Origin of the sequence: Lachnoanaerobaculum sp. Marseille-Q4761 (assembly GCF_017565785.1) — a bacterium.
Classification (GTDB): Bacteria; Bacillota; Clostridia; order Lachnospirales; family Lachnospiraceae; genus Lachnoanaerobaculum.
This window is the reverse complement of the sequence record NZ_JAGEKB010000001.1, coordinates 1,574,324-1,590,460: the sequence shown is the minus strand read 5'-3', so window position 1 is coordinate 1,590,460 and position 16,137 is coordinate 1,574,324. Positions and strand designations below refer to the sequence as shown.

Genomic DNA, 16,137 nt, shown 5'->3' with positions numbered 1-16,137 from the left:
TACCTTCTCTAATTCTTCTGCAAGTTCAAAATCAGGTTTGCATAAGATATTTTCATCATCCTTTATTTTTACAAAGTCAAAATCTTTATCTAAAGGTACTGATATATCCTGCTTTTTCCTGCTTATGGTCTTTCCAAGCAACACCCCTATAAAAAGCATTACTCCTGCTCCTGATACTATTCTCATTTTTTTATTTAATATTTTCATTGCTACCTCCCGGCACTTATATTTTTACTTAAACCCACTGTTTTGATCTTTTTGTCTTTTACTTTTGCTCATTTTGAACAAAAGTCATCTAATGACTGTTAAGAATAGCCTTTGCGATACTTCCCGACTTCATCATCATTACCCCAAGTATCATTCCGTATGCCAGCACCTTTAAAATACTTACATGAATATCCGTAAAGTTTACGGATTTTACAAGTACCGCATAGATCCCGAAAAAGATTAAAATAAACAGTCCTTGAAGTCCAAGTGCAAACAAGCTTTTTATATAGTTTGTTCCTATACTGCTCCATTCCTTATTTCCCATTGTGGCAAAAGGGATAGCGGCTACGGAACAGTAAATATAAATTTCAATCATTCTTCCGTATAAGATTACTGTAATTAAAACAGAAAGTATTGTTAAAGAGATTTTAACAAGTCCTGTCTCAAGTGAAATTCCGATGAGTGTTCCAACACTTTTTTCCTTTAGGGCATCAACCATAGCATCAAAATCTCCCGGTGCAATATTCGCACTGCTTCCCACAACTCCGGCTGCCTTTCCTACCATTTCCTGTGCAACATCAAAGACCGCCATGGAAAACTCAAAAGCATGAGATACAAGCCATACAGCTACCCACATCTTTATGATGTATTTGAAAAACTCAAATGTATCCGTATCATGCATGGAGTTTTTTTGCATTACCACTTGAATTAATTCAATACAACAGATTGCTGTAAGGATTATTACTGCTATGGGTAAAACGACATTCTCATTGATCGATTTTATGAAGGCAAATACCTCCGAGTTCCATGAACTCGGAGTTTTGCCAACCTCCCCGGCAACTGTTCCCACTTTCTCATTAATATCTAAAAGCATTGCCGATAGATTATCCTTAATTACATCAATCATGATATTCTTGAAAAACTCATCTATTTTTCCAAATAAATCCAACATCTTAATTAAGTACATTGGCAAGTAGCGGAATCAGTTTTAGCCCTATTAAAACTATTCCTCCCCCTGCCATAAGCTGCTTTATTCCCTGTGATTTCGCTCCGGGGTTGTCATTTCCATAACCTTCAAGCAGGTTTATGACTCCCCATGCTCCAAGTCCTGCCCCTATTGCTGTTACCAAAATCTTTAATACATCTACCGCTTGTGTAAAAAATGCCATTATTCTTCCTCCTCATTTACTGTCTTATCTGCCTTGTTAAGATGTTTTACAATAAAGTTTCTATAACTTTTATCTTCCTTTTTAACCTCTTTAAAATATCCGAAAACATGGATAAAATCGCCTTTTTCAAAGTCCTTCGTAAGCTCGGCTTTTTCACCGTAAACATTACAATTTATGTATTCTTTCTTTTTCTCTCCTACCTTTCCCATCTTTCTAAAGAGGGTAAAATTAGCAGCTTTAACTTCGCCGTCCTTACCCTTAATAACTTTTATCTCCACTTCATTAATCAGATTTCCGTTGATGTTAAGCATTTCTTTTTGCATATAATTTCTCCGTTTCCTATTTGATTTAATCAAAAAAGACCACAACTTCTTTTTAATTTGTTATAGTTTTGTCTATATTTTTTATATTTAATTTTATTGCTTTCATTCCGACTCCTGCTCATTTTTATCTAAAGTCAGCATCTCTTCTTTTATTCCCGACATAATATACTCCACACAAGGTAGGGCAATCGCATTTCCAAGTGCCTTATATCTTGCACTGTCAATTATAACCTTCCCATCCGCCCCATACTTTGTATAATTGTCAGGTAACCCCATCAATCTTTCACATTCCACCGGTGTCAAATATCTGATACAGCCTTCTTCTTCTTTTCCCTCTACCCAACAAGCAAACATTATAGGGTTTGATGCTAATAAAGTTGGAAAAGGTTCATTTGATTTTCCGAAACTGCTCCTAAAGGCGGTTTCATTTTTTCTTTTTGCTCCTTCCCGCATTTGTCTGTCTTGAAAGGGTCTGATGTTTGGTATCTGCCTCCCTGCCTTATCAAGATTTCTTCGATTGGACTTGGTATCCTTATCTTTGACATTTCCGATCGTTTCAGAATATTTGAGCAAGTCTTTGGGCTTATATAATATTTTGTGGGAACGAAATCCTCCAAAATCGAATACAATAAATATTCTCTTTCTTCTTTGAAGGAGCTTAGGCTCTCCGAAATATTGGGCGTCCAATACTCTCCAACAAAGCTCAAATTCTCTCCCTCGCACCATTCCCGCATTTGCCCATTTAAGTTTAGGCATTGGAACTTGGGTGCTACTGAAAGATTCGAGGATGGCTCTAAAATCCATCCTATCTCCTGATACAAAAGCTCCGCAGACATTTTCCCAAATAACGAAAGTTGGATACTTACCATTTGTTACATACCTCATTTCCTTTATAAATCTTATTGCATGATGAAAAAGAGAAGATTTTTCTCCGGTAAGTCCTGTCAGATCTCCGGCTGTTGAAAAATTCTGACAAGGAGAACCGAAGGTTATTATATCCACCGGTTTTATATCCCTTGCCTTTAATTTTGTTATATCCCCCAGTTGTTCAACCTTAGGAAAATGTCTTTTTGATATGGATATGGCGTTTTTATCAATTTCACTTGACCATATCGTCTTTATTCCCACATTTCTTGCCGCTAAGGGAAATACCCCTATTCCATCAAACAAACTTCCAAGTGTTATTTCTACTACTTACACCACCTCTTTTCTATTCTCACAAAGTCTTTTATAAACTCCATATTTTTATGCCTTTCACTTCTGCTCATTTTGAACTGAAGTCGGAGGGCTTCTTACCTTTGCTTTCACTTAACCATTTCTCCTTTTCTTCAACAAAAAAAGACTAAGATTTGATTTATCTTAATCCTTTACTTTGGCTGCTATATGCTTTATGAAATTCATTCTTCGTTTTTATATATTTAAGCTTTTGATTTAATATGCTTATTCTTATTTTTATCTGCCCTAACCTCTTCCCTGCTTTTTTAATTCTCATTTCTATCTTTTCCCATTCATCCATTTCTTAATATTCCTTCCAAAATCTATCCGTTAATAACTTTTGCTCATTTTGAACTAAAGTTATTCCGAGTTTACCTATCAACCTCCACTACTTTTACCCTCATTTCTTCTTTTAAGTTGACCTTATCTCTTCTTCTTAAATATTTTTCTATATCAAAGACATTTTTCTTGTTGTAGTCTGAAAGCAGCTTATAATTTTTATGCTTTGTAATATCGAATTTATCTGAATAAAAAGGTCTTGCTCCCCTTATCTCCAGTATGCACTTCCCACCGTCCATCACTTTAAGTTCATCCCTGCTCATCAGTTCCTTTCCAAGTTTTTGATAGTTCAGTCCGAAAGATTTTTGATTTGACCTTGTTTCCGATGTGTTATACAGGTCTATGGTTTCTTTTCCTAAGTTCTCGGATAACTCCTTTATCGTCGTTCCTTCTTTTCCGCCTAAAAATAACTCGCTATCACAATTACCTGAAATCGTATCGGCATTATCTTTATATATAGCTTTAAGTTGTGATTTTGCCTGGAGTATAATACTTGCGGATATTTCTCTTGAACGAATGGTTGCAATTAACTTTTCAAACTTTGGAATCTGACCGATGTTACTGAACTCATCCAATAAACACCTTACATGAACGGGAAGTCTGCCGCCATAGACATCATCTGCCTTATCACAAAGTAGATTAAATAGCTGAGTATACATCATTGCCACTACAAAGTTAAATGTGTCATCGGTATCGGATATGATAATAAATAAGGCTGTTTTTTTATCTCCAATGGTATCAAGCCCCATCTCATCATACTCCATAAGGTTTTTAAGCTCCTCAATATCAAATGGAGCAAGCCTTGCACCACAGCTTATAAGAATCGATTTGGCAGTTTTTCCGGCTGCAAGCTTGTATTTACGGTATTGCTTTACCGCAAAGTGATTCGGCTTTTCTTTTTCCAGTGCATCAAAGATATAGTCAACTGCATTTTTAAAGTTTTCATCTTCTTCTCTTACCTCACTGGCATCAATAAAAGCAAGCAGTGTTTCAAAGTTTTGCTCTTCCTCCGGTGCTTCATAATAAAGATATCCAATCAGTGCGGTGTAATAAAGGCGTTCTGCTTTCACCCAAAAATCCTCACTGGATTTTTCTCCTTCGCCTTTCGTATTAGCTATAATGGTTTGTACAAGCTTTAGAATATCTTTCTCACTTCTTAGGTATGCAAATGGATTGTAGTGCATGGATTTTTTGAAATTTATAGTATTTAGCACTTTAATATCATATCCGTTTTTCTCAAGCATATTTCCACACTCTATGAGAACGGTACCCTTAGGATCTGTTACAACATAGGATGAGTGCATTTGCATAAGATTGGGTTTTAGAAAAAATCTGGTCTTTCCGCTTCCTGAGCCTCCCACCACCAGTATATTTTTGTTCCTTGCATATTTAGGGTTTTTAGGTCTACCATTCATGGTAAGTCTTTCCGTATCAGTTAAAAGTATGTTATTTTCAAACTTTTCATCTACATACGGCTCTATATCTTTTGAGTTCCCCCATCGGGCTGAACCATATTCTTTGCCTTGCCTAAACTTCTTGGCATTTTTCCCTTTGGTGTAGACAATTACTTTGATTAGGGCTGCTACTATTATTCCCACCATTATATCTATTAAATGAATACTTGGAATAAAACTTATTTTGCCAATTTCTAAAATCGCCTTAAAAATCTTATCCAAAATATCTCCACCTATATAACTTCTAACATGTGCTGATAGGATGTTTCCCGGATAAAATAAAAAGAGATAAGGTAAGTTTTGAATTACAAACTTTTTCTTATCTCTTATATGAAATATATTTTTTATATCTTTTAGTATCTCTTTTACAATCTTCGTATTGATTCCTCCTTCCTGACTTACTCATCTTTATACCTAATTACAGGAACTTGCTTTGTTTTTTCACCTATCTTTTTCTTTTCTAATGAAAAAATCATATTCCCTGTTCTTTCAAAATATCCCATATCTTTATGATAGCTCATACCGCATTTACAATGTAACAGTCCTATAAACTGTTGTTTCATCTTACGATTACATCTTGGACATAAATTTTTCTTCACTGTAGGCAACTTTCCTTTCTTTATCATTATTTCAATATTATATCACTTTTTTATTAATTCCACCGAATCTTCCACCCTTTTGTTTTCATTATTGCAAATGATCCTACTTTTCATGGGAGAAGATAAACTGAAAAACTTTGTTGTACTTTCTTTTATATATTCCTCTTTTGGCTAAAAGACATATTTCTATAAACTTTGCTCATTAAGTTTCTCCTTGATTTTATCTTTCTTTGGTGCGTTTTTCACCTTTTCTTTAAATTGATTTAGTTTACCCATTACCGATTCTCTTTTCTTATTCTTTCCGGCAAATTTTTCTACTGCTTCTTTAAACGCCTGCTCCATGACCTTTTCATCCTTTGCCTGAAAGAAGATGATATTATTTCCTGTGGTAAGATCTTTTTTTATACTGAATTTTACTCCGTTTTTATTTAGCTCTCTTTTTAAGCCTTTAAAATCAAGGTCATTTAGTTCTAAGGTTTCAACCTTCCCTTTCTTCACCAAATCTTTTACTGTTGTCGGTTTCTTTTCTTCTATAAATTCCTTTAGACTTTTACCTTTCTTGGCTGCCATATTTAACATTTTCTTCATAAGGTCTATTACCATTTTAGCTGTCCTTATGTTTCCTCTTTCTACCATGGCAATAACCTGTCTGCTTACTTCTTCATTGATCAATAGTTTACCTCCTTTCTATCCGTTTATTAAAAGTGTATTTGCTTTTCTTACTTTCTCCTTCATCTTTACAATTCTTTTATTCTCTCCTGAAAAAACAATCGGTACTGCCATCTCAAGTATCCTTGAATAAACCCTTTGTTCTTTCAGATTACTTGGAGCTGTAAGTTTAGTCGCACTAAGATTGGTTGTTAAAATGATTGGTTTATTTGCCCTATATCTGCTGTCAATAACATTAAATATATGCTCTGTAGCAAATGGTGTATCTCTTTCCATTCCAAAATCATCAATTATCAGCAGTCTATATTCATTTAAGTTTGCAATGTACTTATTTTTATTAATTTCAAGGTTCATCATATCATTCAAGATAACGGCAAAGTTGGTCATCTTCACTGAAATTTCCCTTTCAATGAGAGCATTGGCTATTGCTGATGCCAAAAAGGTTTTCCCGGTTCCTACCGGTCCTGTAAACATTAGTCCGATATTTTCTTTTTCCATTTCTTCAAATTTTTCTACATAATTTTGCCCTGTTCTTTTATGCTCCAAACTGCCGTCATCCTTTCTAAATGTCTGCTCTGATAAAAGCCTGTCATCAAAGGCTTCTTCTCTTAGCTCAGCAATTCTGCTCATCCTTTCAAAATCTTTCCACCTATCACTTCCCTTATTCAATTTCTCCTCCCTACAGGTATGGTTTTTAACCATTTTTCTTGAAACTTCCGGTACAATACTTATCTGCTGTTTCGGTGTATTATATAAACCACAATAAATGAGTTCGTCTTTATCACCTATATAATCTCCGATTTCTTCGTTTAAGAGATCTTGCTTAATTCTCTCGGATACTCCGATAAAAGCATTTTCTGCTTTTTCCATGACTTTCTCCGTTTCTTAAAATATTTTCATCTTCAATAATTTGATTTTTTTACTGTTTATTATCTCTACTGTCTTTATACTTTTAAGTTGTATTTAAAAACTCCTGCCATATTTGCCGGTCTTTACTGTAATCCGTTGTACATGATTCTATAGCTGTTTCCGATATTGTCATTCCTAAAATATTAACGGGTGCATTGTAAAGCAGTGAAATAAGATAGGCTCTTAAGTTTTTTATATTTTGTCTGTTTTTCCATAAAACTGATAAAACATACTTTATATGCTCTTTTTTTAGCGATAAAAGCCGTTCCCTTACTGTTTTATAGTTCACACTGCCTTGATTTACTTTTATATCCTTCTTATTTTGAATTGCCTCTGTAATCAGATTTAGGATAAGGTCAATCCTTTCTTTTTCTTCCTCCTCTATCAAGACCGGATATTCTATTTTTTGTTTAATTACTTTCCTTATCAACTCCGCCTCCATATCTTTATCCTGATTACAAAGACTTCCTCTTACCAAGTTTTCTTTTGAGGGGGATATGGGGGAGGTATTATTATAATCAGTATCATTATATTCAGTATTATTAATATTAGTCTTATTACATTGTGATTTTAACAATTCTTGTTTTGTGATTTTCACATTTCCTGAATTGTGATTTTCATAATTCTTGAGTTGTGAATTTAATAATTCCTGATTTATGATTTCTTCTTCACCTGTAAAATCTTCATCTTTTTCAATACCTTCTTCATCAGATAATTGAATAATAAAGTTCTTCACATAGAGTATATTGGGTCTGCCAAGTCCCAGTCTTTTCTTTTCAATAAGTCCTATGCCCTTTTTATCATCCAATTCCTGTAGTATTTTAGTTGCCTTTTGGGTGGCACAACACATGGTTTCTGCAATCTCCTCAATAGTGAATATAATATATACTTTATTTTCTTCATCAATCCAGCCATTTTTCATGGATAAACTCATTCGATCAAGTAAAATTCCATACAGCACTTTAGCATCACTGCTCAGAACCCTAAATGCTTCATCAGTAAATAACAATTTCGGAATACGAAAAAATGAGAAAGCTTCAGCTTCTTTTCCGTAATAGTAGTTAAATTTTACCCCCATGCTCTCTACCTCCTTATATGTTTTAAGCATTAAAATAAGTGTAGCTATTTAAGCTGGTTGTTCCCCGGCAACTACACTTTTATGATGTTAAAAAGAGATAGCCACTTTTTGCTATCTCCAAATGAATGTTTTTATTTATTTTTTTTCTTTGTTAGCCTCTGTCTTGTTTATAGGTTCTTTCACCACATCTTCAATAAGTCTTGATAAATCCATAGCATTTTTCGATGTAATAACAGGTTTTCCCGTTTCTTTCTCAATTTCCTTTCTTGCATTTCCTGCTACACTACCACCTTTTTTTGCCACCTTCTTATTTTCTTCCAAGCCTTTGGGATTAGTCGCTTTCGTAAGCTCTGTTGTTGTCGCTTCTGCAAGCATATTTAAAACGATTTCAAGAGTTGTCATATTGTCTCTTAAGTTTTCTTTTTTAAGTCCTTTAAGATTTTTATATCTTCTTGTTGTCATCCCCGACCAAGCCTTAGTAATCTCATCTGTAAGGATTGCATACTCTATTCCCTTTTGAATTCCTGCATCATCCCATGCATCTGTAAGTTCTTTTCTGACTTGAATAGCTTGCAGTCTTTGATTTATCCATTCCCTTTTATACCCTTTCTTTAAGTAGGTCTCCAAGGCTCTGTCTATTGTAAGTTCCGGATCAATGATTTCATCAATTCGCTCTTTTCCAACTTCTGCAAGCCATAACTTGAACGGTTCTGCTTTAGGTGATGGAATTGACTGGATAATACGGAAAATACCTTGCATATCCGCTACATCCGTTAAACGCATCTTGCCGTCTGCCGCTTTCATTTTCAACTGCTTACAAATTGTAAGCAGTTCGTTTCCCTCTTCTTTCAGTCTCTTTTTTAACACCGCCCAATAAGTGCTTGAGCCTCTTGCACTTTCTTGCTCTGTAAGCACTCCTACGATATCCACAACACTAAAATACCATTCTTCTTTTTCCTCATCCCAAACGGAGCGTATTTGTTTATTTTCATATAGCTTTATTTCATCCATTGACTTAACCCTTTATATTTATAATTTATTTCCTGTCAATATCTTATGTCCTTATTATACTCCTATGTATGATTTTATAAAACCTGTTTATTTTCTCTAAAATACATTGCTAAAGCCCTTTCTACAATTTTCTCCACCTCTTCCTTACTTTCATCCCTAAAGAACTTTTTATAAGCACTTTGAGATAACTTGATATTCTGATATTCCTTAGGCTTTGAGTTTTCCAGGTTCAGTAAATATGTATTGACCATCTCCTTATTAAGAGCTTCCTTCCTATCCATCAGATGAAGTGCTTTAGCATCACTTGGCTTTAAACACAACCCCCATTCTTTACATTCCTTATATAAATAATCTTGCAGCTCTGTAATAAGATAGGATATGTCAACTGCCATCATAAGTCCGATTTCATCATTATCTACGGCTTGTTTCCAATTATCCGTTAAATAATTTAATCTTAAATATCTTGCAATAGATGCCCCGGATAAATTGTATTCCTTACCTATGTTTTTTCTGCTGTCCACCTTATCTTCAGCTCTTTTATTCTTTTTTATGACAATACCGTCATTAAGCCTGTTCAGTTCTTTTTGCAAGTCATTTCTCTTTCCTTGACTTGTTATTTTTTCATATCTAAGTTTCAACACAACAGCTTTTTCTGTCGGCAACAGGTCTGAAAAGGAACGCTGCATTAAATTAGTTTCGATTACATAGGTATAAGCTTGCTCCTGAGTCAAATTTTCTTTTATGATACAAGGAACTGTTTTCAGATTGGCAAGTTTTGCTGCATTTACCCTGTTATGTCCTGAAAGTATTTCATATCCTCCTATTTCTTTTTTTATAACAATAACCGGATTTAATATCCCATTTTCTTTGATACTTTCAACCATATCCTCCAACCTTTTTCCTGTATAAAGGCTAAATGGATGGTCATGATAATTTTCAAGCAGGTTTATTTCTATATTCTGTATATCTTTCTGATCCGAAGTGCCTATATCATCCAGTAAAAAGTCTACGGCATCTGCTATTTCCCTTTTTATAAATTTCTTACTCATGGCAAATCTCCTTCGCAAGGTTGTCATACGCCACATCTACACTGCTGCCTTTTGCATACTTTTTTATACTTTGACCGCTGTATATAGCTTCTCCCACTTTTACTGTTTTGGGAATTTTAGTTTGAAATACCCTTATTCTTCCTTGAAACATTTCTTCTACCTGCTCTGTAAGTGTTTTATACAGATTTGTTCTGTTATCACACATGGTTAACAGAATTCCCCGCACTTTAAGTTTAGAATTAACTCTCTTTTTTATTTTTTGAACTGTTTTTAAAAGTTCATTAATTCCGACAACTGCAAACATTTGAGTATCTGCTGTTATGAGGACACTGTCTGCCGCACAAAGAGCATTTATGGTTAAAATGCCAAGTGCAGGTGAAGTGTCTATAAGGATATAGTCATAATGCTCTCTAACCGGTTCAATGATTTCCGGTAAAATCCTTTCACTACCTGTTTCCGACCTCATTTGTGTTTCTGTGGCTGACAGGTAAACGCTTGAGGGTATAAGGTCTATTTCATCATAAGATATGACATAGTCCTTTACTAAATAGCTTTCTTCTTCCTCCAGTTCAGCCATTAGTAAATGCCCTATGGTTTTTATATTTTCCGGATTTTCTGCCTCAAAGCACCTTGTAAGATTGGCTTGAGGATCAAGGTCTATGACTAATACTTTTTTGCCGAGTTCTTTTAGAGAGTAAGCAAGATTTAATGTTGTAGTTGTCTTGCCGACTCCACCTTTCCGATTGGCAACGGTGATAATTTCTGCCATAAGTACCTCCTTCAATTAATCGTATTTAACTTTTATGGAATAAAAATAGAGATACAGTGTTGAAAGCTCCTATTTATCAAGCTTTTTTCTCTGTATCCCTATTATATCTCAAGCCCATGATGTATGTGATAAACTACTACTATCCATTTGGATACCCCCTTTGATATATTTATTGGTTGGCGAACCTTTTATATTATATCAAATTTGGGGGTTTTTCACATAACGCTAAAGCTATTTCAACCACCCGCATAGCAGGTGGTTTATTTGTTATCTTGCGAGAACAGGGCCTTGCCCTAACAAACAAGCACTCCATATGAAAACTGTTTCATATGGAGTGTAACATAATATTATTGGTTTTTCTATGGATTTATTTGTTTATGTTTGCAAATGTCTCTAAAGCTTTCTTCGCTCATATTCGCTCTTTTTGCCGCATCTGAAACACTTAGAATTCCATCATTTACCAAAGAAATAAGAACATTTATAGTCCCTTCTTTAATCCCCTCTTGTCTACCTTTTTCTATCCCTTTTTCTATCCCTCTTGCCTCTACTCTATCCAGTACTTCACACATAGTCACTTGCTCCTTTCCCTTTAACTCGTTTATTGTCTCTTCAAATCTATAGTCCCTTGTCATTGCCGTCATCAGCAATAACAGTTACTACACGCCTCCCATCAAACAATAATACATTTATAATATCTGCAAATACATCATTATACCTTTCAAGTATCTTTTGTGTGATATCCTTTTCTTTGTTGCCCTTGATACGACCTCCATTTAATATAACTTATATGATTTAGTAGAATTTACTTTAATAAGATATAAAATTTGAAAATAAACATATTCTTAAATCGTCCCCTTATCGGGGGTATCATCTATAAACATAATCTATATCTTTAGTTTAGTTGACAGCTTTTCAGAGTTTCCGTCCCCTTATCGGGGTTATCATCTGTAAACAGAGGATATTCAAAACTCTATAGTTGCTGCTTTTAAGTTTCCGTCCCCTTATCGGGGTTATCATCTGTAAACAGGTTCTTTATCTTTCTCTTGAACTTCTAATTCGTGACCATAGTTTCCGTCCCCTTATCGGGGTTATCATCTGTAAACTGCATACCCGGCAGAGTATTTTATCGCATGCGCTTCCAGTTTCCGTCCCCTTATCGGGGTTATCATCTGTAAACAAAAGAGGATTACACAACAGAGACCACAGCGTTTATGTTTCCGTCCCCTTATCGGGGTTATCATCTGTAAACCAAATATAATGATAAATATAGCAGAGCGTTCTGTTATGTTGTTTCCGTCCCCTTATCGGGGTTATCATCTGTAAACACACACTGCCACACTGCTCCTAAGCACTCTTAGGTACAGTTTCCGTCCCCTTATCGGGGTTATCATCTGTAAACCCTATTGTAGTGTTCCATCAGTATGGTACATCTAAGGTTTCCGTCCCCTTATCGGGGTTATCATCTGTAAACTACAGTCGCTTGGTCGACTATCGGCGTATTTGTCAGGTTTCCGTCCCCTTATCGGGGTTATCATCTGTAAACAAAATAGATGTATACGAAATCGTATTTTAGCCCCATATATGTTTCCGTCCCCTTATCGGGGTTATCATCTGTAAACACTCTTCCTGCTCCAAGCTTTAAAAGTTCAGAAATAACGTTTCCGTCCCCTTATCGGGGTTATCATCTGTAAACCTTACTTAAATCAACTGGAAGTAAACGAAGACTTAGGTTTCCGTCCCCTTATCGGGGTTATCATCTGTAAACGGTAATAACAAATTTAATTCCATGGAAGGAGAAAGTTTCCGTCCCCTTATCGGGGTTATCATCTGTAAACAATTTAAGATACATTGTCGCATATTATTATATGTATCAGTTTCCGTCCCCTTATCGGGGTTATCATCTGTAAACGTATTTTATCAGCATGAACAGAGTGGTATGAGTATATGGTTTCCGTCCCCTTATCGGGGTTATCATCTGTAAACGAAAGAAAGAATTTCTTAGAATATTTCTATATACCAAGTTTCCGTCCCCTTATCGGGGTTATCATCTGTAAACTCTTCATCGGTATTCTCTTTTAACTCCAAGAATAATGGTTTCCGTCCCCTTATCGGGGTTATCATCTGTAAACTTTCAAATTGATATCGTTAATACCCAGTGCTGATAAGTTTCCGTCCCCTTATCGGGGTTATCATCTGTAAACGGATGACGATTACTCTTCATCATCCCAATCTTTCCAGTTTCCGTCCCCTTATCGGGGTTATCATCTGTAAACAATATATTAAACGAAAGGGTATGAAATATGTCAGTTGATATAGTTTCCGTCCCCTTATCGGGGTTATCATCTGTAAACGTACCATTAATGATTTTATCTATATCAACTGACATATGTTTCCGTCCCCTTATCGGGGTTATCATCTGTAAACCATGTATCAATTAAGTGATAAGGATGTTGAGGGACTTAGTTTCCGTCCCCTTATCGGGGTTATCATCTGTAAACCCTACCCCCTCTTAGCCCTTATAATACAAGGCTTTCAAGGTGCTTTAGCGTGCCTAAAATTTAACAATCGTTTTTTGGCTAAATTTTCGTAATATTTGTTACTCGAGGTGCTCTAAACCCTTTATTTACAAGGGCCGTCTCAAAATGATAGATTTTAGAATATAAATACATACAAATTTATAAATATAATAAGTAATATAACTCTAAAATCGCAATCATTTTCAAGACCTTTTTATTCTATCATATAATTATAATTTATCCAAGTACATACAAAACCTGTATGCTGATATATTTTGTTTCTACATGGATATACGATCTCGAATCTCTGCCATCTTTGCATCATTAAGTCTTGATTTGCCATGTATTTTGGTAAAGGCAATATAGCCGCACATTCTGTCTATCATGGTCATTTCTTCTTTGCCACATCTTGGACAGATCTCAGGTCTTTTCGTCCCTGTATTATTCCATTGAAAGCCACAATTATCGCAATAAGCCAGTGCAATATTGATGCCCTCATATAATCCAAGTTCCATTGCATTAGTAACATAAGCCTCCAATGCCTCTATATTATATGGTACATCAACACGCACATATTGAATTTTACCTCCATTGAACAAATCCCAAAATCTTGCTTCATAGTTTTGTTTCTCTATCTGAGTTATATCTTCCGACACATGGCAATGAAATGAATTTGAAAAATAATCTCTATCGCTGACATTTTCCAGCACTCCAAATTTATCTCTAAATGACTTTACCTGTTTACCACATAGGCTCTCTGCAGGTGTGCCATAGACGGAATATTGAATATGGTCTTCTGATTGATACTCTGCAACCTTATTATTGATATACCTTGCAACCTCCAAAGCAAATTTACCATCTTCTATAATTGACTTTCCATTGTACAAATACTGTAATTCGTTCAGTGCTGTAATGCCGTAAGAAGCTGTGGCACTCTTTAATAAAGGCTCTATTTTATCATCTCTATTCAGATATCCGCCATATAATCCTCCTTGCATAAATGCCAGTGGATTTGTATAGGCTTTCTTTTCTGCCAAAAATTTATATGTACTCTTGTGAATCTCTCTTATCTGCTCCAGATAGTAATCAAGTACTTTATAAAAGTCATCATTATCTTCTCTGCTTTTTGATAAAATCATCGGAAGATTCAGTGATACAACACCTATGTTAAATCTACCTATAAATACCGGTGTATCGTAATCATCTGCAGGACTTTCACCTCCCCTTTCAAACCACTTAGTTAAAAAGGCTCTACAACACATAGGACTTATCACTTTTTTATATTTTTTATATACTTCAGAAACAATTCCTTTCTCTCCGGTTAAACTAAGGTACTCAGGGTACATCACTTTACTTGAACATTCTATTGCAGCTTGATACAGATGGTATAATTCCTTCCCTCTTCCATGAAGATTTTTGTCATACAAAAAAACTAATTTAGGAAATAATACAGGCTTTTTGAATCCTTCCTTTCCATGACCTTCTTTTCTAACCTTCAACGCAGCCATTGTTGCCATTTGTGAATACTTATCCCTGCTGATTCCAAAGGATATTGTGATAAACGGATAATCGCCCCTTGGTGAAATCAATGAATTAAACTTTGCCTCTAATAAGAAAAATCCCTTTTCAAATTCTTTTTCCAGCTTATTATTTGCAATACTATCCGCTCTTTCGCTGTCTATTCCCAATTCTATAAGCTCTTTAATATAATGCTCATAACTTTTCTTTGCATATTTTGACAGTATTTCATCTATTTGTGCAACTGTAAATCCACCGTAAATCTGTGCAACGGCATTCATTGATACGCTTGCAATTACATCAAATGCTTCTTGCAAAGTTGCCGGCTCATCATACCACATTTCACCCATCTCAAAGCCACCATCCAGTACCTTTGCCATATCAAATAAACAGCAATTGATGGTATCTCTTCTAAAGCCCATATCATGAATATAGATATATCCGTCTTTTAATGCATCTCTTTGCTCTTTAGTAAGATGATAATTACTATATGTGATTTTTTCTACCGCATCTACTATAAGTGCACGCTTACTTGATACCAGACTGCTATCCATACTGCCATTACTTCTGTCACCATCATATGTTATTTTACTCATCTGAGTACAAATCTGTTCATATATACTCGCATTTATCTCTTTGGTAGCAAAAAGAAATACATCTGCTATTTCCGGATATTCTGACAAAGCAGTCTTTATACAACTATGCCATTCCCTACTTTCAAATCTCTGTCTTCCAAGCTTCTTGCTTAACAAACGCAATTCTTTGTAAAAATCATTATTTATTTTCTCTACTGCCTCTTCATCAATAGGTGCTAATGCCATCGTCGCATCTATTTTTATCAATTCTTTTATCCAAACAGATGAGCTGTCATATTCAAGTTCTTTTCCGTCACGCCTCAGCAATATAAATTTATCTTCCATAATTAGCTCTCTATCCACCATCCTTACATAAGCTTGTATTCTTACTAAATATGTTTTATATACATATATACCACAATAAACTATATTATTATAAATTCATCAAATAAAGTCTCATCCTCTTTACCATAAGTTATCACTTCGCTATCTTCATATAGTTTATATACTCTTATACTGTCTTCCCTTCCTACATATCTGTCAAGCTCCGATACAAGCTTATCATATTGTTTTTTATTAAGGCACGCCTCAAAAGCGGATTTTTGTACTCTTATACCATAAGATGATAATAGCTTAGACAGCTTAACTCTCGGCCTATCCTCTGTTATATCATATATTATAAGCACTCTGTACTTCATTTGTGTGCTTATTTCTTCACTTTTCTTTTCCATACTCAT

General features: G+C 35.0%; 15 protein-coding genes, 2 pseudogenes and 1 CRISPR repeat array. All 17 genes and pseudogenes read right to left on the bottom strand.

All coding sequences use genetic code 11. From position 1 onward, the window contains the following. A partial coding sequence (locus tag J4O15_RS07300; RefSeq protein ID WP_208100240.1) for a hypothetical protein occupies positions 1–207 on the bottom strand: 207 nt, incomplete at its 3' end. Positions 208–295: 88 nt separating this feature from the next. After that, the gene (locus tag J4O15_RS07295; RefSeq protein ID WP_208100283.1) at positions 296–1,159 is read right to left on the bottom strand and encodes a VirB6/TrbL-like conjugal transfer protein, CD1112 family; all 864 of its coding nucleotides are present in this window, start codon (positions 1,157–1,159) and stop codon (positions 296–298) included. Between the two features lies 1 nt (position 1,160). Continuing rightward, complete coding sequence (locus J4O15_RS07290; protein ID WP_208100239.1) at positions 1,161–1,376, bottom strand: Maff2 family mobile element protein; 216 nt, start codon at positions 1,374–1,376, stop codon at positions 1,161–1,163. Continuing rightward, positions 1,376–1,699: a single-stranded DNA-binding protein gene (locus J4O15_RS07285; protein WP_208100238.1), complete on the bottom strand. Its 324-nt coding sequence runs from the start codon at positions 1,697–1,699 to the stop codon at positions 1,376–1,378. Before J4O15_RS07285 ends, J4O15_RS07290 begins: the two co-directional genes overlap by 1 nt. Before the next feature lie 102 nt (positions 1,700–1,801). After that, complete coding sequence (locus tag J4O15_RS07280; RefSeq protein ID WP_208100237.1) at positions 1,802–2,869, bottom strand: DNA cytosine methyltransferase; 1,068 nt, start codon at positions 2,867–2,869, stop codon at positions 1,802–1,804. A gap of 184 nt (positions 2,870–3,053) precedes the next feature. Then, the gene (locus tag J4O15_RS07275; RefSeq protein ID WP_208100236.1) at positions 3,054–3,215 is read right to left on the bottom strand and encodes a hypothetical protein; all 162 of its coding nucleotides are present in this window, start codon (positions 3,213–3,215) and stop codon (positions 3,054–3,056) included. 70 nt (positions 3,216–3,285) lie between these two features. Then, positions 3,286–4,815: pseudogene (locus J4O15_RS07270) on the bottom strand (VirD4-like conjugal transfer protein, CD1115 family); the annotation flags it as partial. A 290-nt stretch (positions 4,816–5,105) separates the two neighbouring features. Next, positions 5,106–5,333 (bottom strand): hypothetical protein, encoded by a 228-nt coding sequence (locus J4O15_RS07265; protein ID WP_009221204.1) that lies wholly within the window; start codon positions 5,331–5,333, stop codon positions 5,106–5,108. A gap of 159 nt (positions 5,334–5,492) precedes the next feature. Further along, positions 5,493–5,978 carry a PcfB family protein gene (locus tag J4O15_RS07260; protein ID WP_208100235.1) on the bottom strand — a complete coding sequence of 162 codons (486 nt, stop codon included), beginning with the start codon at positions 5,976–5,978 and terminating at the stop codon, positions 5,493–5,495. Between the two features lie 15 nt (positions 5,979–5,993). Further along, entirely contained in the window at positions 5,994–6,845 is an 852-nt protein-coding gene (locus J4O15_RS07255; protein WP_208100234.1) for an ATP-binding protein, read from the bottom strand. A gap of 82 nt (positions 6,846–6,927) precedes the next feature. Further along, complete coding sequence (locus J4O15_RS07250) at positions 6,928–7,962, bottom strand: replication initiator protein A (RefSeq protein ID WP_208100233.1); 1,035 nt, start codon at positions 7,960–7,962, stop codon at positions 6,928–6,930. A gap of 135 nt (positions 7,963–8,097) precedes the next feature. Next, positions 8,098–8,973 (bottom strand): BRO family protein, encoded by an 876-nt coding sequence (locus J4O15_RS07245; protein WP_208100232.1) that lies wholly within the window; start codon positions 8,971–8,973, stop codon positions 8,098–8,100. 74 nt (positions 8,974–9,047) lie between these two features. Further along, on the bottom strand, positions 9,048–10,022 hold the full coding sequence (locus tag J4O15_RS07240; RefSeq protein WP_208100231.1) for a ParB N-terminal domain-containing protein: 975 nt from the start codon (positions 10,020–10,022) through the stop codon (positions 9,048–9,050). Beyond that, the gene (locus tag J4O15_RS07235) at positions 10,015–10,791 is read right to left on the bottom strand and encodes a ParA family protein (RefSeq protein WP_208100230.1); all 777 of its coding nucleotides are present in this window, start codon (positions 10,789–10,791) and stop codon (positions 10,015–10,017) included. The genes J4O15_RS07240 and J4O15_RS07235 overlap by 8 nt, the downstream gene beginning before the upstream one ends. 359 nt (positions 10,792–11,150) lie before the next feature. Beyond that, a pseudogene (locus J4O15_RS07230) lies at positions 11,151–11,444 on the bottom strand (Rpn family recombination-promoting nuclease/putative transposase); the annotation flags it as partial. 190 nt (positions 11,445–11,634) lie between these two features. After that, a CRISPR array of direct repeats spans positions 11,635–13,289; the repeat unit is 36 nt; unit sequence GTTTCCGTCCCCTTATCGGGGTTATCATCTGTAAAC. A 299-nt stretch (positions 13,290–13,588) separates the two neighbouring features. After that, positions 13,589–15,745 carry an anaerobic ribonucleoside-triphosphate reductase gene (gene nrdD / locus J4O15_RS07225; protein ID WP_208100229.1) on the bottom strand — a complete coding sequence of 719 codons (2,157 nt, stop codon included), beginning with the start codon at positions 15,743–15,745 and terminating at the stop codon, positions 13,589–13,591. An 80-nt stretch (positions 15,746–15,825) separates the two neighbouring features. Beyond that, positions 15,826–16,137: a CRISPR-associated endonuclease Cas2 gene (gene cas2, locus J4O15_RS07220; protein WP_208100228.1), complete on the bottom strand. Its 312-nt coding sequence runs from the start codon at positions 16,135–16,137 to the stop codon at positions 15,826–15,828.